19 protein-coding genes are annotated in these 18,696 nt (G+C 48.5%); 14 read left to right on the top strand and 5 right to left on the bottom strand.

All coding sequences use genetic code 11. From position 1 onward, the window contains the following. The first annotated feature begins 11 nt into the window (after positions 1 to 11). The 8 genes from TH61_RS01825 to TH61_RS01795 all read left to right on the top strand — a co-directional run bounded on the left by TH61_RS01825 (position 12) and on the right by TH61_RS01795 (position 6,355). Positions 12 to 854 carry an outer membrane protein assembly factor BamD gene (locus tag TH61_RS01825; RefSeq protein WP_066505107.1) on the top strand — a complete coding sequence of 281 codons (843 nt, stop codon included), beginning with the start codon at positions 12 to 14 and terminating at the stop codon, positions 852 to 854. Positions 855 to 886: 32 nt separating this feature from the next. Next, positions 887 to 1,216, top strand: coding sequence for a DNA-directed RNA polymerase subunit omega (locus tag TH61_RS01820; RefSeq protein ID WP_066505104.1), 330 nt, complete (start codon positions 887 to 889; stop codon positions 1,214 to 1,216). A gap of 13 nt (positions 1,217 to 1,229) precedes the next feature. Then, positions 1,230 to 1,790, top strand: coding sequence for a flavoprotein (locus tag TH61_RS18470; RefSeq protein WP_197464081.1), 561 nt, complete (start codon positions 1,230 to 1,232; stop codon positions 1,788 to 1,790). After that, complete coding sequence (coaBC, locus tag TH61_RS18465; protein ID WP_369796916.1) at positions 1,777 to 2,436, top strand: bifunctional phosphopantothenoylcysteine decarboxylase/phosphopantothenate--cysteine ligase CoaBC; 660 nt, start codon at positions 1,777 to 1,779, stop codon at positions 2,434 to 2,436. The genes TH61_RS18470 and coaBC overlap by 14 nt, the downstream gene beginning before the upstream one ends. Beyond that, positions 2,427 to 3,335, top strand: a complete 909-nt coding sequence (locus TH61_RS01810) for a DUF4835 family protein (protein WP_071887753.1) — start codon at positions 2,427 to 2,429, stop codon at positions 3,333 to 3,335. The genes coaBC and TH61_RS01810 overlap by 10 nt, the downstream gene beginning before the upstream one ends. 44 nt (positions 3,336 to 3,379) lie before the next feature. Next, the gene (locus TH61_RS01805; RefSeq protein ID WP_066505100.1) at positions 3,380 to 3,610 is read left to right on the top strand and encodes a hypothetical protein; all 231 of its coding nucleotides are present in this window, start codon (positions 3,380 to 3,382) and stop codon (positions 3,608 to 3,610) included. Positions 3,611 to 3,732: 122 nt separating this feature from the next. Beyond that, a complete protein-coding gene (recN, locus tag TH61_RS01800; protein WP_066505097.1) occupies positions 3,733 to 5,397 on the top strand; it encodes a DNA repair protein RecN in 1,665 nt (554 codons plus the stop codon). 118 nt (positions 5,398 to 5,515) lie between these two features. Next, entirely contained in the window at positions 5,516 to 6,355 is an 840-nt protein-coding gene (locus tag TH61_RS01795) for an enoyl-ACP reductase (protein WP_066505093.1), read from the top strand. 159 nt (positions 6,356 to 6,514) lie between these two features. Here TH61_RS01795 and TH61_RS01790 read toward each other — a convergent pair whose 3' ends face one another. Next, entirely contained in the window at positions 6,515 to 6,883 is a 369-nt protein-coding gene (locus TH61_RS01790; protein ID WP_066505090.1) for a cupin domain-containing protein, read from the bottom strand. 6 nt (positions 6,884 to 6,889) lie between these two features. Next, entirely contained in the window at positions 6,890 to 7,135 is a 246-nt protein-coding gene (locus TH61_RS01785) for a kazal domain protein (protein ID WP_066505087.1), read from the bottom strand. A 253-nt stretch (positions 7,136 to 7,388) separates the two neighbouring features. On the opposite strand from TH61_RS01785, the gene TH61_RS01780 reads away from it, so the two are divergent. Then, positions 7,389 to 7,664, top strand: coding sequence for a YtxH domain-containing protein (locus tag TH61_RS01780; protein WP_066505084.1), 276 nt, complete (start codon positions 7,389 to 7,391; stop codon positions 7,662 to 7,664). Between the two features lie 117 nt (positions 7,665 to 7,781). Beyond that, the gene (locus TH61_RS01775) at positions 7,782 to 8,201 is read left to right on the top strand and encodes a YtxH domain-containing protein (RefSeq protein WP_066505082.1); all 420 of its coding nucleotides are present in this window, start codon (positions 7,782 to 7,784) and stop codon (positions 8,199 to 8,201) included. Between the two features lie 417 nt (positions 8,202 to 8,618). On the opposite strand, the gene lysS is transcribed toward TH61_RS01775, so the two are convergent. Next, complete coding sequence (gene lysS / locus TH61_RS01770) at positions 8,619 to 10,142, bottom strand: lysine--tRNA ligase (protein WP_066505080.1); 1,524 nt, start codon at positions 10,140 to 10,142, stop codon at positions 8,619 to 8,621. Between the two features lie 300 nt (positions 10,143 to 10,442). On the opposite strand from lysS, the gene TH61_RS01765 reads away from it, so the two are divergent. Then, complete coding sequence (locus TH61_RS01765; protein ID WP_066505077.1) at positions 10,443 to 10,910, top strand: hypothetical protein; 468 nt, start codon at positions 10,443 to 10,445, stop codon at positions 10,908 to 10,910. Positions 10,911 to 11,011: 101 nt separating this feature from the next. Here TH61_RS01765 and TH61_RS01760 read toward each other — a convergent pair whose 3' ends face one another. Both TH61_RS01760 and TH61_RS18200 read right to left on the bottom strand, forming a co-directional pair. Next, positions 11,012 to 12,046: a hypothetical protein gene (locus TH61_RS01760; RefSeq protein WP_066505075.1), complete on the bottom strand. Its 1,035-nt coding sequence runs from the start codon at positions 12,044 to 12,046 to the stop codon at positions 11,012 to 11,014. Positions 12,047 to 12,510: 464 nt separating this feature from the next. Then, positions 12,511 to 13,140 (bottom strand): hypothetical protein, encoded by a 630-nt coding sequence (locus tag TH61_RS18200; RefSeq protein WP_197464080.1) that lies wholly within the window; start codon positions 13,138 to 13,140, stop codon positions 12,511 to 12,513. On the opposite strand from TH61_RS18200, the gene TH61_RS01755 reads away from it, so the two are divergent. The 3 genes from TH61_RS01755 to TH61_RS01745 all read left to right on the top strand — a co-directional run bounded on the left by TH61_RS01755 (position 13,139) and on the right by TH61_RS01745 (position 18,682). Then, positions 13,139 to 15,805 carry an Ig-like domain-containing protein gene (locus TH61_RS01755; RefSeq protein WP_197464079.1) on the top strand — a complete coding sequence of 889 codons (2,667 nt, stop codon included), beginning with the start codon at positions 13,139 to 13,141 and terminating at the stop codon, positions 15,803 to 15,805. The genes TH61_RS18200 and TH61_RS01755 overlap by 2 nt on opposite strands. Before the next feature lie 145 nt (positions 15,806 to 15,950). Next, positions 15,951 to 17,657: a gamma-glutamyltransferase gene (ggt, locus tag TH61_RS01750; protein ID WP_066505071.1), complete on the top strand. Its 1,707-nt coding sequence runs from the start codon at positions 15,951 to 15,953 to the stop codon at positions 17,655 to 17,657. A gap of 104 nt (positions 17,658 to 17,761) precedes the next feature. Next, positions 17,762 to 18,682, top strand: coding sequence for a PorP/SprF family type IX secretion system membrane protein (locus TH61_RS01745; RefSeq protein ID WP_066505070.1), 921 nt, complete (start codon positions 17,762 to 17,764; stop codon positions 18,680 to 18,682). Positions 18,683 to 18,696: the final 14 nt, after the last annotated feature.

The following is an 18,696-nucleotide window of genomic DNA, read 5'->3' as shown; positions in this document are numbered from 1 at the left end:
TTTGCGCGCTTATGACCCAACGCCTTTTCCCTTTTTTGACCATTTTGCTGGCAGCCGTGCTGTTGAGCTCTTGTAGTAATTTCCAGAAATTGATGAAGAGCGATGACGTGGACAAACGCTACGCAGGCGCGCTCAAGTACTACGAAGAGAAGGAATATGAGAAGGCCGGGGTGCTTTTAGGCGAACTGTTGCCTTTGTTAAAAGGCCGCTCTGAGTATGAGAAAGCCAATTTCTTGTACGCCTACACCAAGTACCACCAGCAACTGTACTTAGAGAGTTCCTTCCATTTCATTCAGTTTGGATCTACGTTCCCTAAAAGCCAGTTAGTGGAGGAGGCCGCGTTTATGAACGTGCGTTCTTTGGCCAATGAGTCGCCTAATGAGGATTTGGACCAGTCTAACACTGCCAAGGCGTTAACGGCCATTCAAGATTTCTTGCGCCGCTACCCAAACAGCACCTTTAAGGAGGAGGCCAACAAACTTTACACAGAGCTTTCTTCTAAAGTGGAGTATAAGGCCTTTGACAACGCCAAGCTGTACTACAACCTGCGGTATTTCCAGTCGGCGGTTATTGCTTTGGGTAACTTCAGGAGAGATTATCCTTCTTCTAAGTTCTCAGAAGAAGCAGCGGCTTTAAGGATAGATGCTCAGTACAGCTACGCAGAGCAAAGTATTGAGAGCAAACAAAAGGAACGTTACCAAGAGGTAGTTGCGTTTTACCAGAACTTTGTAGATACTTACCCTAACAGTAAATATTTACGTACTGCTGAAGGCTTCTATGACAACGCCCGCAAGGCGCTGGAAAAGCTTACTACGGCAGAGGCGGCTTCTGCGACAGCCACCACCAAACAATAATTAATTTTTGTAATTACTTATATTCTAGATATATGGCACAAGTTCCTGCATCCATTGTAACGCGTAATATTTCTGACCTTGCCAATGAAACTGGCAACGTGTATCAGTCTATCTCTATCATCTCTAAGCGTGCCAACCAGATTGCGGTAAAAGTAAAGGAGGAGTTGAACTCTAAGCTAGCCGAGTTTGCCACCACGGTAGACAACCTGGAAGAAGTATTTGAGAACCGTGAGCAGATTGAGATCTCTAAATACTATGAGCGCATGCCTAAGCCAACCAACATGGCCATTGAAGAATTCATTGAAGGCAAAGTGTATTACCGCTTCGCCGACGAAGAGACTGAAACTTCTTCAGCGCTTTAAGAGCCCGCTCTAGATGCTTCGGCATAAGAAAATTCTTTTGGGGGTTTGTGGGAGTATTGCAGCCTATAAAGCGGCGTCTCTCATACGCTTACTGATAAAAGCAGAAGCAGAAGTACAGGTCATCATGACTACTTCTGCTTCTGCTTTTATAACCCCTGTCACGCTGGCTACGCTTTCTAAGCGGCCAGTGCTTTCTGAGTTCATTAAGGCAGACGGTTCTGGTTTATGGCATAACCACGTGGAACTGGGCCTCTGGGCAGACGCCTTTGTGGTAGCGCCCGCCAGTGCCAACTCGGTGGCCAAGTTTGCGCGCGGCCTCTGTGACAACCTTTTGTCGGCTACCTATTTGTCGGCGCGCTGCCCGGTGTTTATGGCCCCGGCTATGGACTTGGACATGTACCAGCATCCGGCCACCCAGGAGAATTTCAGGCTGCTACGCTCTTATGGCAACCACATCATTGAAGCCGGTTACGGTGAACTGGCCAGTGGCTTGGTAGGGCAGGGAAGGTTAGCTGAGCCCGAGGAAATCCTGGACGTTTTAACCCAACACTTTACGCCCCGTGAGTTTGTTTAGCGGCAAGAAAGTCATGATTACGGCGGGCCCCACCTATGAGCCCATTGACCCGGTGCGCTTTATTGGCAACCACTCCACGGGCAAGATGGGCTTTGCCCTGGCACGTTGTTTTGCCGAACAGGGCGCCGAAGTGCAGCTAATCTCAGGACCGACGGCCTTGACGCTAGAGCATCCCTTGGTGCACGTGACCAACGTCATGACCGCCGATCAGATGTTTGAAGCCTGTCAGCAACACGCTGAACAATCGGATATCTGGGTTTTCTCGGCGGCGGTGGCAGATTATCGGCCTAGGGAAGTAGCAGGTTCCAAAATCAAAAAAAATGAAGATACGTTTACCATTGAGTTGGTTAAAAGCGTTGACATAGCGGCTACCTTGGGTAAGCAGAAACGGGCAGACCAATTTACCGTGGGCTTCGCGCTAGAAACCAATGATGAGTTGCAAAACGCCCGTCTCAAATTGGCCAAGAAGAACCTAAACATGGTGGTCTTAAATTCCTTGAAAGACCCGGGTGCCGGTTTTAAGCATGACACCAACAAAATCACCATTGTCAAGCCAGAGGCCGTAGAAACCTACGAGCTTAAAAGCAAGGAAGAAGTAGCCCAAGACATATTAGCATCAATAAAAGCGGAAATGGCATGCGTTTAACATCATTCTGGATTGGAGTGCTTTGCCTGTTGTTCCCTGTAGCGGGAATGGCGCAGGAATTACGCTGTGAGGTAGTGGTGAACAGTGACCAGATCCAGGCCACCGACCGGCAGGTTTTCCAGGAGATGCAGAACGCCATCTCTGAGGTCATGAACAACACCCGCTGGACCAATGACACATACCAGAACGACGAGCGCATCCGTTGTAAGCTGTTCATCACTTTGCGGGCTATGCCGCGCATCGGGTTTTTTGAGGCCAACGCCCAGATAATCTCCAGCCGTCCCACATACGGCACCGGTTATGAAACCACGGTCCTGTCCTTTGTAGATACCAAGTTTGTGTTTGAGTACACCCAGGCACAGCCCCTGCAATACGCTCCCAACACGTACACCTCACCTTTAACGGCCTTGCTTTCTTTCTATGCCTACACCATTATAGGCATGGACAATGACTCGTTTGCCCGGTTGGGCGGAGCAGGTGCCTTAACAGAGGCCAACAACATTCTCAACTTGGTCAACTCTTCTGGCGGCGGCATGGGTGGCTGGACGTCTACAGATGATACCCGCAACCGCTATTGGCTCTTGAACAACTTGCAAGACCCGCAGTTTGAGCCTTTCAGGGCGGCTTTGTACATCTACCACCGCCAAGGCCTGGACTTGATGGCATCAGATCCAGAAAAGGCCAGACAGAATATTCTGGAGGCCTTGCGTGGCATTCAGCGTGTGGGGCAGTTACGTCCTGGCGCGGCGGCCATTCGGTCTTTCTTTGAGGCCAAGTCTACGGAGCTGGCCAGCGCTTTCAATTCTGCTACCCCCGCCCAGAAGCAGCAGGCCTATGATTTGCTCACGCAAATTGACCCCACCAACCGGCCTAAGTATGACGGCCTGTTAAAGCGATAATTCCGTTTTTAGCCTATTTTCGGTAAAACAACTCAAAAACAGACATGGGTAAGCGTCAGCGTAGATTTTTCTTTCAGAAAGATATTGAACAAGAAATGCCCCTGTTGTTGGGGCATACCCTTCAAGTGATTCTCCGGCAGGGTCAGGTGCTGACGGGCAGGTTGCAGCGTATGGAGGAGGGGGTTCTTTTTCTACAAGATGGCCGTCATCACGTTCACCATTTGCCCTTGCTGGACGTAGAGGAGGTAGTGCTGGATTTGGTGTCTGAGTATTAGCAAAACTCTTGAAACCAGACGGACTATTCCTTTTAGATTAGCAAAATGCTAGGTAAATTAGCAGTCTGGAAAAATCCATCACCCCAATCAACATTCATTCTTGACCACGGTACATCTTCCTTATGCTGGTAGATCTTAAGATAAAGAATTACGCCCTCATTGAAAAGCTGGAACTCCAGCCTTCGCCGCTCTTGAACATCATCACCGGTGAGACCGGTGCTGGTAAATCCATCATGTTGGGAGCCATTGGTTTGCTATTAGGCAACCGCGCCGACTCCAAACTGCTGTTCAACCAGGATGAGAAGTGCGTGATTGAAGGCTCTTTCAATATCTCTGAATACAAGCTGGAACCCTTCTTTGAAGAAGAAGACCTGGACTTTGAGCCGGTAAGTATCCTGCGCCGGGAGATTAGCCCATCGGGCAAGTCCCGGGCTTTTGTGAATGACACGCCCGTGACCCTGGAGACCATCCGCAAGATTGGCGAACAGCTCATGGACATCCATTCCCAGCATGACACGCTCTTGCTGGGGGACCCAGCCTATCAGTTGAACATCCTGGATTTGTATGCCCAGAACGAGGACCTGCGCAATGACTATGGCTCTGCTTATAGAAACTACCGCAAACTAGAGCGCGAGTTCAAAGACTTGGAAGCCCAGCTGGCGCAGTCTGAGAAAGAGCTAGACTACAACACCTACTTGCTCAATGAACTGGCAGAAGCCAATCTGGTAGCTGATGAGCAGGAAAGCCATGAGGTAGAGCTCAAGCAACTGGAGCACGCCGAAGAGATCAAACTGAAGCTGACCCAAGCCCTGCAATACCTTTCTGAGTCTGAATTCAACGCATCTATCGCCTTGAAGGATGCTAGTCATCTCTTAGGCCAGGTAACCGAGTATGGCGAGAACTTCCAGACCTTGAAAGAGCGCTTAGACAGCTGCTTGATTGAACTGGTAGACATCTCTGGAGAACTGGAAGATGCCGAACGCAAAACCGAGGCAGACCCACAGCGCGCCGAGCAATTGCAGGAGCGTCTGGACTTGATTTATACTCTCCAGCGCAAGCACCAGGTTAAAACCATTGAGGAAATTCTGACTATTCAGGCAGATTTGGAGACTAAAGTTGGAAGCGTTCATAACTTGGATGCCGCCATCTCCAAAACCAGAAAAGCCTTAGAAGAAGCCCTAGCCGAAGTAGAAGCGCGCGCCCAAGCTTTATCACAGAGCAGAACCGGCGTATTTGACACTTTCCAAAACGAGTTGCACACACTGCTGTTTGAATTAGGCATGCCGAACGCTCGGGTAGTGGTGGAACATAAAACTTCCGCGCCAAGCCCGACGGGTATTGATGTGGTCAACATCTTGTTCAGCGCCAACAAAGGCGCCGCGCCGCAGACCTTGAGCAAAGCCGCCTCGGGTGGTGAGTTCTCCCGCTTGATGCTCTGCGTGAAGTACCTGCTCGCTGATAAAACCGCGTTGCCCACCATTATCTTTGACGAGATTGACACGGGTATCTCGGGGGAGATTGCCGTGAAAGTGGGCCGCATGATGCAGCAGATGTCACACAAGCACCAGTTGATTTGTATTTCGCACTTACCGCAGATGGCCGCGCAGGGAGACACGCACTACTTTGTCTACAAAGAAGACCGCGCCGACCGGACTATCTCTCGCATCAGGCAGCTGACGCATGAGGAGCGCGTGAAGGAGATTGCCCAGATGATTTCAGGGGCCAACCCTTCAGAGAACGCTTTCCAAAGTGCCAAAGAACTGTTGGCCATTAGCGCGGCTAGTTAATCTTAGACCCAGATAGCCTAGAAAATAGAAAACCGGTGCGGAAGCTGCCGGTTTTTTTTTCATATTTGCCACAGCCTTCGGTAAGAGGGCTCTTCAACTCAGAATAATTAACACGTTTATGGCATACAACTTACTGAAAGGAAAGCGCGGAATCATTTTCGGGGCGCTGGATGAGAAATCAATTGCTTGGAAAGTGGCGCAACTGGCGCATGAAGAAGGTGCACAGTTTGTCTTGTCAAACGCGCCGCTGGCCATGCGCATGGGCGAAATCAATAAACTAGCCGAGGCCACTGGTTCTCAGATTGTACCGGCAGATGCTACCTCAGTAGAAGACTTGACCAACCTGTTCACGCAGGCGCAAGAGATTTTAGGCGGTAAGATTGACTTCGTGCTGCACTCCATTGGCATGAGCCCGAACATCAGAAAGAACCGTCCGTACGGCGACCTCAACTATGACTGGTTCATGAAGAGCATTGACGTGTCTGCCTTGTCTTTCCATAAGGTGATGCACGTAGCCGAGAAGCTGGACGCCATGAACGAATGGGGTTCTATTGTGGCATTGAGTTACATTGCTGCTCAGCGTGTATTCCCAGACTACACAGATATGGCCCAAGCCAAAGCCATGCTGGAGTCTATTGCCCGTAGCTATGGACACCGCTTTGGTAAATTGAAGAAAGTGCGCGTGAACACTATCTCTCAGTCGCCCACTAAAACGACGGCTGGCACAGGCGTAGGTGGGTTTGATGCGTTCTTTGACTATGCAGACAAGATGTCGCCGCTGGGTAACGCCTCTGCCGAGGATTGCGCCAGCTACTGCGTGTCTCTGTTCTCAGACTTCACCAAACTGGTGACCATGCAAAACCTAATGCACGACGGCGGATTCTCTAGCATGGGTATCTCTGAAGACGTGGTGGGCATGATGGAGGCCAAAGCCGCCTCACAAGAGCAGAACTCTTAATTTGAAGATTTGAAAAGGAGGAGATGTGAAAATATCCTCTCCATTATAAAACAGAAAGGCCGCTCTTTTTCAAGAGCGGCCTTTCTGTTTTTAGGCTGTTTTCTGGGAAATAGGGCAAAAACGAACCTCAAGAATCTTTACAGCTACTTATGCGAAGTTTTAATCCTCGCGGTTTACCGTGCTAATATCAAAGGCTGGCACACAAACAGACCAGTACTCACATTCCTCGTCATAGGGGTTGGCGTACCGGATGCGGGCACCAGCCTTGATGAGAAGCGTTTGTCCGGCAGTTAGTTCTACCACCTCGCCGTCAATCTCAATCTGCTTTTTGCCGCGCAGGACAATGGTGACTTCGTCAAAAGCTGGGGTTTGGTGCGGCTCACTCCAATGCGGCGGGGCAATCATGTGCGCCACGCTAAAGGCACTCGTCTTGGTGCTGGCCAGACCAAAATGCTCCTCTATCAGTTTGCCGTCATTGGTGGGCACTCTAAAGGGAGCGGTTTGCAACACGTAGTTCTTGTCTTTCATAACAGTTTATTGGGCGTTGCCTTTAGTGGCGCATTCGCCTTTGGTGAATGAGGTGACACCCGCGTTGGTAGCGGTGCAGGCGTTGCCGTAGGTTTTGCCGTCACAGCCGCAGACCGGATCATACTGCATGGTGCAGGCCATGTCTGTGCGTATTTTGGTGGGGTCAATGCAGGTGCTGTCTGGGGTTTGCTGGCAGGCCTGCGTGAGTAAGAGCGCCGCCAGCGGGAATAGATACAAAATGCTCTTCTTCATAGGGTAGGTTTATGATGGCTTTATACGCCGTATTCGGGTAACCGTAGCTACCAACCGCTAAATAACCGTTTTTAGCTTAATTTCCAGAAAAGAGGCCAAAAACGTTAACCCGGCTTTGTATAAATACGTACAGGACTAAATATATAAGTTATAATATATTTATGGCTGATTATATCAAGGTCAACCACTTACTCGTTTTGGCGTAAAGAAGCCTCAATCTTAAAAACAGTCACAATACATCTTTCTATATACTATGAAAAACGATAGCTCAAAAATTCTGATTGCTGCTGCGGCAGGTGCGGCGGCTGGTGTGATTGCCGGTTTATTGATGGCTCCTGGCACTGGTAAAGACTCAAGAGAAGGCTTTATGAAAATGGCTAGCCAAGTAGCTGACAATTTCAATGGCCAAGTGGCAACCTATATGGAGAAATTCTCTGGTCTTGCTAGCATGTTGAACGGCGGCGGCGCAGATAACTCTATGTCTGTGGGCGCAGATGCCAACACCGGCAAGACTGCTGACCAAGCCTAAGTCATTTAAACAAAGGGAATAACCTATATAACCAAATTTGGGTATTCCCGTTAAGCTTGAAACAGTGCTTTTGGGTGCTGTTGGTTTTATCTAAACATCAAGTAAAAAATAGAACTCATGAAAAAAGACAATAACGGAAAAATCCTTCTGGCTATGTTGGCTGGTGCTAGCGCTGGCGTAATTGCTGGTATCTTAATGGCCCCAGAAACTGGCGAAGCCACTCGTGGTAACCTAAAGAAGTCTGCTTCTAAGCTAAGCAAAGACCTGGAGTCAAAACTACAGGCTGGCATGGAGCAATTGCAGACTTTAAGCTCTAGCGTAAGCACAAGCGCTGGGTCTTTGTTGAACAAAGTGAAAGGCGGTTCTGGTGATGCGGGTGTGACCAACACTGGCTCTAACACCAATGCCACGTCTCACTTGGCTAACAACCCAACCGGCGGCAATATTGAGGCAGCCGGCGAGGCTACTCCATCTGGTGCAAAAGCGCCAGGCAAGGGTGCCAAGACCATGGGCGGCGGCGCCAATACTGCTTCCTAGTCTTAAATTTTTTAGCGGTTTTGTAACCTCAGGGTCTGTAAAGCCGTTAAAGAAGGTAGATATGATTGATTAAATAAATAAAAAGCGAAAGCGATGAAGTAGAACTGAGCAAGTCACTTTTTGTTGAAACTTAGAAGTTTGAATCCGATTTAGGAATTATTTTTTTAAGGGATACAAGAAGCGTTCAGGGAACAAGACGAAAGTCACATCCAAAAGTAGCCTTACGTTATTTAATCAATATGGAAAGCCTTCCCAGACGGGGAAGGCTTTTTGCATGTATAGGGTTTTCGTTTTTGGGCTGAATCCCAGAAAACAAGCCAACAACAGAAAGGCCGCCCTTTTTCAAGAGCGGCCTTTCTGTTGTTTAAAGCTGATGAGAAATAGCGCATCAGCCCCTTAAACTTATTTGCACATTGACTAGTCCTGGCGCTCTGGCTTCATTTGCGGGAAGAACAGCACGTCCTGGATGGAATGCGAGTTGGTCATGATCATGCTCAGGCGGTCAATGCCAATGCCTAGACCGGCGGTTGGTGGCATGCCATACTCCAAAGCACGTAAGAAGTCCTCGTCCAAGACCATCGCCTCGGTGTCTCCACGCTTACCCAGTTCCAGTTGCTCCTCAAAGCGGGCGCGCTGGTCAATCGGGTCGTTGAGCTCAGAGAAGGCGTTGCAGATTTCCTTGCCGTTGCAAATGGCCTCAAAACGCTCTACCAGACCTTCTTTGGTGCGGTGCTTCTTGGCCAGCGGGCTCATCTCTACTGGATAATCCGTGATAAACGTAGGCTGGATCAGCTGCGCCTCGCATTTCTCCCCGAAGATCTCATCAATGATTTTCCCTTTGCCGATGTTCGGATCCAACTTGATGCCCAGGCTGGCCGCGGTTTCACGCAGCTGCGGCTCGTCCATCTCAGAGATGTCAATCTTGGTGAAGTGCTCAATGGCCTCAAACATGGTGAAACGCTTCCAAGGGCGCGCGAAGTTGATGATGTTCTCACCTACTTGTACCTCAGTGGTGCCATGCAGCGCAAGGGCTACCTTTTCTACCATCTCTTCTACCAGGTCCATCATCCAGTAGTAGTCTTTGTAGGCTACGTACAGTTCCACCTGGGTGAACTCTGGGTTATGGAAACGGCTCATGCCTTCGTTCCGGAAGTCTTTGGAGAACTCGTACACGCCGTCAAAGCCACCCACAATCAGACGCTTTAGGTACAGCTCATTGGCAATACGCAGATACAGCGTCATATCCAGCGTGTTGTGGTGCGTCTTGAACGGACGGGCCGCGGCACCCCCGTACAAAGGCTGAAGGATAGGCGTCTCCACCTCTAGGTAACCGCGCTCGTTCAAATACTCGCGCATGGTGTTCACCAGCTTAGTACGCTTGATGAAGGCCTCTTTCACATGCGGGTTCACCACCAAGTCCACGTAGCGCTGACGGTAACGCAGTTCTGGGTCAGAGAAGGCGTCATACACATGCTCTACGCCGTTCTCGTCTACCTCGCGCTTTACAATTGGCAAGGGCTTCAAAGACTTGGCCAGCAAGGTTAGTTCGGTTACGTGCACAGATGTCTCGCCTACCTGGGTCTTGAATACGTAGCCCTTGATGCCTATAAAGTCCCCAATATCCAGCATCTTCTTGAACACCGTGTTGTACAGGTCCTTGTTCTCGCCCGGCGCTATGTCATCTCTGGACACGTAGATCTGGATGCGGCCCGAGCTGTCCATGAGTTCGGCGAAGGACGCCTTGCCCATCACGCGGCGACTCATGAGGCGGCCGGCCAGCGTTACCTCCTGGAAGTTGTTCTCCTCTGGGTTGTACTTCTCTTTTATATCCTTGGCCGAGGCATTGACTTCAAAAAGTTCTGAAGGGTAGGGGTTGATGCCCATCTTCTGGAGCTCTTCGCGCTCATGGCGCCGGCGTAGTTCCTGTTCGCTTAATTGCATGGAAACGTCTAATTCAGTGGATTCTATAATTGAACCCGCGAATTTCGGAAATTATTCGCAGACCTAAACAGAATCCTTTTAGAAAAGGAGGGCAGCCTCTGCGCATTATAATTTTAAAATGGCTATCTCATAAAGATGTAGGTCGTTTTTGGCTTCATTTCTGGAAAACAGGCCAAAAACCTTGTTTTCAAAGCTTAGTTTGCATTTCAGATTTTATAATAAAAACAAGGCTTGTTGGGGTTTTGCCAATCCTTCAGGGCCAAATCACGTTAGAGAGGCAATACACAATCTATCTGCACTATGAAATGTGAATTGACCTTGATTTTTGAAGAGAATGACGGCACCTTACGGTGGCTATTCAACATATTAATCTACGCACACCAGATTAGTGACCTCGAAGTACGCACCGCTTTACAACCTACCTTGCAGGAATTTTTGCACGAACGCAGTTACCAAGAAGTGCTACGTCTAGCCGATACTGACATTGAAGAACAAGTGTTTGTGAAGGATTACCTGCTGCAGGACCTTATCAAATTCAAACCCGGCCAGGTAAAGATGAGGGGCGAAAAGATAAGAGCCATGTGCTTTACCATTGAGCAGGCCGGCAACATGCAGGCCGAAGCAGATCCCAACTCAGTGTCTGCCGAGGTCATTGCCTTGTTTGAAGGCCATGAAAACCGCCTTAACCAAATTAAAGATTGTATGATAAAAGCCCTAGAGGAAGCCGGTGCCAGCCAGGTGCAGATTGGAAGTCTAGCTTCGCAGTAAATATAATGAAAAGACAGAGGCCGATTTTGGACTGTTTCCTGGAAAACAGCTTAAAATCGGCCTCTGAATGTATACCCTCTACCAACTAAGGCAGCTTAGACTTATGCCGCCACTGCCATTGGGGAAGAAGTATCCTCATTAAACAGGGGTTGTACCTGCGTCCTGAATCTGTCTTCTACAAAGCTGTTGCGCAAGTGTTCGGGTAGCTCAGCTACCAGTTTCTGGTAGGCCTCTATGCCCAGCGCCTTGGCCACGTAGCTTTCATGCACGCCGTTGAGGTAGCTCACAATAGACAACAAAGACTCATGGAAGAGTTTGAAGTCAATGGCGGCCTCTATAAAACGGTCAATCTCTTTTTGGCTAGACGAAATACGCAAGCGGCTCAACAAATCAAACAGCGTGGTGTAGCCCATGCGCCAGGTAATTTGCTGCCAGTGCTGTGCGTTCCATTTATCCAACACCTGACCAGTCTTCGCGCTCTTTATGGCCGTAGCCGGATTGGCCTGCACCTTGGCGCGAATGTTAGTGGCCACCAATTTTCGGGTGGTACGCAGAAACTGACCAATCTGGGCCTGCGCTTCAATCTCCTTGCCCGCAATCTGCAAGCCAGGCTTGTAACCGGCCAACGGCAGTCTATGCACGCTAAAGTCATTATACGCCCCAGCGGCATAAAAACCGACCGCTCTTGGGTAGGCATTCTTCACCACTAATCTGCCCACTTCTCTGCGCAAGACCGCATCATGGTTGGTCTTAATGCCCAGCGTATACAGGAATGCCTGCAAGCCAGCAAACACAGAATAATACGCCTGCGGAAACGTCCAGTGCAAGGCGTTGCGCAAATACGTTTCATCACCTAACTCGGCGGTAGCGCGCAAGGCGTACTCGGTGCTCCAGCAGTTGTGCAGAATCTTGACAAGCGCCTGTTGGTCAGTCTCTGTCAAGTCTGCAGTATGCGCCCTGAAGAACGCCAAGTGCTTGACGCCTGACTCCTCTGAGCTATGGTGGATATGGTAGTTAATGGCAAAAAAATAGTTGAGAAAGACCTGCGCCGGAATGGATTTCCGCCAGGCTCCCTCGTCTTGCTTTTGCTCTTCCTGGAAGAGCGGAATCACGTTCTCGTCTACTACTTTCTTCATGTTTTATCAACACAAATGACGGAGTGTGAGTTGCATTTTGAGTTGGTTTTTATACGTTGTAAATAATTGAAAATCAAATAGTTATAAACTATTTTAAAAATTTATTTTCATGCAAAACGAGTACTTATTTAGCTTGTAATTATTGGCTTAACTTAAGTTGATTTGTTGCATCCTATCAAGCAGTTTTTGAACGGAAGTAAGAGTTTGAAACGAATAAAAAAATAACCCAATCATAACATGGAGTCCAAACCAAATGGCTACTTTTGTTTATCATGAGCAAATCCTCATTCGGCTGTAAATAAGGCGATTGAGGGTCTTGTGGCCTTCTTACTAAACCTACTTTCAAATCTTAACTTTATGATTAAACATTTACAAAAAATTAGTCTGCTTCTGGTAGCTGGCCTCTGGCTTGGAAGTGGGGATGATGCATTGGGGCAAATCAATTTACCAGCCACAGGTTACACTCAGAATTTTGAAGGGATGACAACTGCACTTCCTACAGGCTGGGAGGCGGTGAGATTAGCTGGGTCGGGTACTGCTAACCAAGCCCTTACTCCTTCTGTAAATGATGGAAATAGCAGTTCTGGTGCTGTATATAGTGTTGGTTCTACAGGTAGTAATGAACGGGCATTGGGTATATTAGCATCAGGTACTACAGTCCCTGCTTTTGGAGTTTCCTTTAAAAATACATCAGGTGCCACAAAAACAGGTCTTAATGTAGAGGCAGTGATGGAGCAATGGAGAAGTGCTTCAGCAAATGATATTACTGAGAGGATAGTATTTGAGTACAGTACAGATGCCACAAGCTTAACAACAGGTACTTGGACTACAGTTACAGCCTTAGATTTAGTTGAAAAATTAACATCAACTACTGCGGCTGCGGCAGTTGATGGCAATTTGGCTGCAAATAAATCTAACTTTTCTGGTACGATCAATGTGAGCTTAGCTCCAGATGCAGTAATATATCTGAGATGGAAAGATACTAATGACGGGGGTAACGATGGTATGTATGCCATTGATGACCTGACTGTAACATTATTAGGTGGAGCAGCAGCTGATGTAACTGCCCCAACCTTAGGTACAACGCCTTTCATGCCAGCAGACAATGCTACAGGTGTGGCTACTGCCACTGATTTAACTGTTACGTTTAATGAGGCGGTGAAATTGGGTACTACAGGTACTTTCACCCTGAACAACCTATCAGATGGTACCAACTCAGCATTGATAGCAAGCGCCACAGGTTCAACTGTGACGTTAACAAGTGCAACGGCTTTGGTACCAGGTAAGAACTACGCTATTCAGATTGCCGCCGGTTCTGTGACTGATTTGGCTGGCAATGCTTTTGCTGGTATCACAGACAACACTACCTGGAACTTTGCTACTGCTTCTGTAGCCACTCCAGTTATTACCACTGCTGTTTCTACTGTGACGTTTGGTATAACCGCCATAAATAAATTTTCAGCGGCTCAGTCTTATGAGTTTTCTGCCTCAGATTTAACTGGCAATGTAACAGTGGCCGTGACTGGTCCTTTCCAGATTGCTAAAAGAGCACAAGCAGAACTAGGAACCTTTGGAACTACTGCGTTAACCTTTACGCCAGCAGAAATCACCGCTGGTGAAAAAGTATTCGTGCGTTTTGCGCCTACGGTTGCTGGTGCAGCTACAGGTTCTATCACACACAATGCCACAGGTGCGCAAGAGGTAACGGTTGCGTTAACAGGTACTGCCTATAATCCATATGTACAGAACTTTAATGATGCTGCCTTCTTGACCAAAAGCGGTTGGAGCCAATATAGTGTGACAGGTGCTCAAGTTTGGGCCAGCACTAACTTCGGGCAGACGTGTTTAACGGGTTGCTCAGCTACCACTGTTGACAAGGCTGCTCAAATCAATGGTTTTGACAATGGTAACAACGCCAATGAAGACTGGTTGATTTCGCCGGCTATGGACTTGGCCAGCTTTACCAACTTCCCGGTATTGTCGTTTGCTTCTATCTCCGCGTTTGAAGGCAACCAGTTAAAACTGATGTACTCTACCAACTACACAGGCACCGGCAACCCAAATGACGCTACCTGGACAGAGATCCCTAATGTTTTCCCAGCTTCAAACAGCAGCGTTTGGACCATGGCAGAAGGTATTTTGCTGCCTAAAAATGCCAATGTTCATGTAGCGTTTGTTTACACGTCTACAACTGAGGCCGCTTCACGTTGGACCGTAGATAACTTTAAGGTAGAAGATGCGGCATCTTACCATCAGATTCCAACAGCCATGTTCTCTTTTGGTGAAGTTGCCCCTAATGCTACTTCTACGCCGCAGAACTTTACTTTCAAAGCAGTGGGTTATGGCAATGTGACGGTAACTGCTCCGGCTGGCTTTAAAGTAGCAACCTCTGCTACTGGCACTTTTGCCCAAAGCGTAGAAATTGCCGCCGCAGATGCTGCCAATGGCCAAGCTATTTTTGTGGCCTACGCTCCAACCACCAAAGTGATTTCTCAAAAAGGTCAAGTGGCCATTACTGCTACTGGACTTGACGTGAAAACGATCTCAGTAGAAGGAAGCTCTTACTTTAAGTCTGAGACGTTTGAGGTGACTACCTTCAATATGGAATTCTTCGCCACAGACATCAAGGATAATACGGGCTTTGAGTATGGTCCAACCAATGATGAGTTGCAAGTGACCAATGCCACTAGAGTGATGCAGACTATTAAGTCAGATATTTTTGCCGTACAAGAAGTTGTAGATGAGCCAGAGCTAGCCAAAGTGGTGGCCGCTATGCCGGGTTACGCTAAAAACATTTCTCCGGTATATTCCTTCTCTATTAGACAATCTAGCAGCACAGAGCCTTTCCCGGCTCAGAAGGTTGGATTTGTGTACAACACAGCCACGGTGACGCCGGTAGGTTTTAGAGTGATGTTTGAGAAAATGTACAGAGAAACCGTAGCAGGTAGCACCACTACTGGAATTGACGCTGGTTTCTGGTCTTCTGGACGTTTACCGTACATGGGTATCTTTGACGTAGTGGTGGCTGGTAAAACTGAGCGCGTGTATGTGGTAAACGTGCACACCAAAGCAGGTTCTGCCTCAGGTGACTACACAGACAGACAGTCTGACGTGAAAGTATTGTCAGATTCTTTGAAAGCCCATTATGGCAATGTGAACCTGATTTTGTTAGGTGACTTCAATGATGATGTTTCTAAGTCTACCAGAGGTGCAAGCTTCCCATCTACGTTTGCCCCAATTGTATCTGATGTGGCTAGCTACAAAACCTTGACCTATGAGTTAAGCCAGGCAGGAGCAGTTTCACACCCAACTACCTCTGGTGGTAACTTCTTGGACCATATTGTCATCTCTAATGAGTTAGTGAGCCAGTACATTGACAATTCCATCGTGATTGAAGACCCAAGAACGTATGTCTCAGGGTATATCTCTAACACGTCAGATCACTTGCCAGTTACTGCCCGTTTTGCGTTGACTACTACCCTGGGAATTAGAGATGCAGTGAGCCGCAGCTTTGGCGTGTATCCTAACCCAACGGTTGGTAAGACAACGCTTCAATTGCCAGCCAACGTGGCCAAGCAGTCTAAGTTGAGCTTAACGCTGTACACCTCAAATGGTCAGGTGGTGTTGAGAACCACTGGCACTGAGCAGTCTTTAAGCCAGGAGATAAGCCGCGTGTTGCAGAAATCTGCCACTGGTTTATATTTAATTAAAATCCAGGCTGGTGCTGAGACCTACCAAGCCCGCGTGATTAAGAACTAATCAATCATATACATAAGTAAAAGCCTGCCAGATTTTTCTGGCAGGCTTTTTTTATGCTTCGTATTTCTGTTATTTACAAAAGTAACCAAAAGGGAGGGCAGGCGTTTTTGACCTGTTTTCCGGAAAGTAGCCCAAAAACGACTTTATGAAAAATACATCTAGCACTTCTGTCTTGGTTCTATTGCTATTCCTCTGGACAAGCTGTAGGTCTGTAGAGCAAGAGGCTGCCACCCAGACCAACAAGGGAGCCATAGCCAGCAGAGGCATGGTGGTGAGCGCGCACCCAGAGGCCTCTAAAATTGGTCTGGCTATTCTCCAGAAAGGCGGGAATGCGTATGACGCGGCGGTGGCCACGGAGTTTGCTTTAGCCGTGGCCTACCCAAGGGCGGGCAACATTGGCGGCGGCGGGTTTCTTATCTACCGGAAAAGCACCGGCGAGGTGGGCGCCCTAGACTACCGAGAGAAAGCACCTAAAGCCGCTTCCCGGGACATGTACCTAGATGCACAAGGCAATGTAAAACCCGGACTAAGCACTCTGGGGCACTTGGCGGCTGGCGTACCAGGAACGGTAGAAGGGATGGTCACCATGCACCAGAAGCTGGGAAAGCTTTCTTGGGCCGAAGTAGTGCAACCTTCCATTGACTTGGCAACAAGAGGGGTTCTCCTTACCGAGCGGGAAGCCAAAGGACTTAATGCCGCACAACAAGAGTTTCAGAAGGCTAATAACCATACGTCCCACCTGGTTAAAAGCACCGAATGGCAAAAAGGAGATACGCTTCATTTGAAGGACTTGGCACTGACGCTGACCCGCATCAGAGACAAAGGTCGGGCTGGGTTTTACGAAGGTGCAACCGCTGATTTGATTGTGCAGGAGATGAAGAAAAGCGGCGGCATCATGACGCACCAAGATTTACAAGAGTACCGAGCAATTTGGCGCACGCCGGTCCAAGGCAAGTACAAAGAATACAAGATCATCTCCATGCCGCCTCCCTCCAGCGGTGGTATTGCCCTCTTGCAGTTATTGCAAATGGTGGAGCCCTATGACTTGAAAGCTTGGGGCTGGCAGTCACCCAATACCGTGCACGTCATGGTCGAAGCCGAAAGAAGAGTTTACGCCGACCGCGCCGCTCACTTGGGAGATCCAGAATTCTACAAAGTGCCTTTGAATGGTTTGCTGGAGAAAACGTATCTACAGCAGCGCATGGCATCGTTTAATATGGACAAGGCCACACCCTCGGGACAGATACAGGCGGGCAGCCCACGCCTAGAAAGCGACCAAACTACGCATTACTCTATTGTGGACCAATGGGGCAACGCGGCCTCGGCCACCACCACCCTCAACGGTAATTACGGTTCTAAAGTAGTAGTGCAGGGTGCTGGCTTTCTGCTGAACAATCAGATGGATGATTTCAGTGTAAAGCCCGGAGTGCCCAATATGTTTGGTTTGGTAGGAGGGGAGGCCAATACCATTGCGGCCGGCAAACGCATGCTCAGTTCTATGACGCCTACCATTGTAGAGAAAAACGGAGAACTGTTCATGGTGGTGGGCACGCCCGGCGGTTCTACTATCATCACCTCGGTTTTTCAAACCGTGCTCAACATGCTGGAGCATGGTATGAGTATGCAGGAAGCGGTGGCCGCACCCAGGTTTCACCATCAATGGCTGCCAGACAGGATAGAGCATGAGCCAAGGGCTTTATCTACTACTACCAGACAAGTCTTGCAAAGCCGTGGACATCAATTACAGGAGAGACCACCCTATGGCGCTGTTGAAGGGATTTTGAGGCTGTCTTCTGGTAAATTAGAAGGTGGCGCTGACCCCAGGGGAGATGACACCGCCTTGGGATATTAATATTAGGCTTTGGTCAAGGTGGTTGGAAGGGTGTATGAACTTTAAAACATTTAATAAGGTTGGAGGGTAAATTACTGTATTCAATATTTACCTAAATCCTGAAGATGAAACTGAAACAAGTACTAGCCTTCGCTCTATTTTTAGCCGCTGGCGTGGCACAGGGCCAGAGTTTATCAGAAAGACATCAAACCATCATCCCTAGGTTATACCATCAAAACTACTTTTACTTGAATCCCGCTTTTGCCGGTTCAGAGGGTAGAAAAGAGTTGGGCATTTCTACGCATTTAAATTCCTTGGGGAGCAGCAAAACCTCTTCGGCACCTTTGTCTGTGCTGGCCTACTACCATGGGACCGTGGGTGACACTACGCGTAATGGCGTAGGGGTGGTAGCCTTGTATGACCAGTTTGGTCCTTACTGGCTGGGCAAATTAGGCTTAAGCTATACCAAGCGTTTTAGGTTTGGCACAGAAAGTAGTTTGGGGATTGGGGCAGAATTGTCTGGTAAATACATGAACGTAGACTTAGCCGAATTTTCTATGGTCAACGCCCTTAAGCCCATGGTAGGGCATGACAATGACCTTCGTCCAGATGTTAATGTTGGCCTTTGGCTGAATGTGAAAGACTTCTTTGCGGGGGCTACGTTTGCCAACCTGCTAGAACCTACCTTTAACTTGTCTGGCGCGGCAGAAGTACATGATGAGCGTGAAGTGTTCTTAACCGCTGGTTATAAATTCACACTAACCGAGGACATTGCGCTTACGCCCTCTTTGTTCTTAGATAAACCTTTGAAAGGCGGTCAAATGGCAAAACAATATTCTGCTATGGCTAATTACAAATTCCTGACTCTGGGAGCTACCCACCGGGACGGAAGACGCTTTGAGTTTGAGCAAGCACCCTGGAGCCTTAATGCCGGGGTAAACCTTACCAATGGATTCTCTTTGATGGGTTCTTATGACCTCACGGAAGGGAAGAATGGCTATGAGCCAGACCCGCAGGTGGAGGCCAGCTTGAGGATGAGATTTTAGGTAATATAATACTT

Source organism: Rufibacter sp. DG15C (assembly GCF_001577755.1).
Taxonomy (GTDB): domain Bacteria; phylum Bacteroidota; class Bacteroidia; order Cytophagales; family Hymenobacteraceae; genus Nibribacter.
This window is presented reverse-complemented; position numbering and strand designations above follow the sequence as displayed.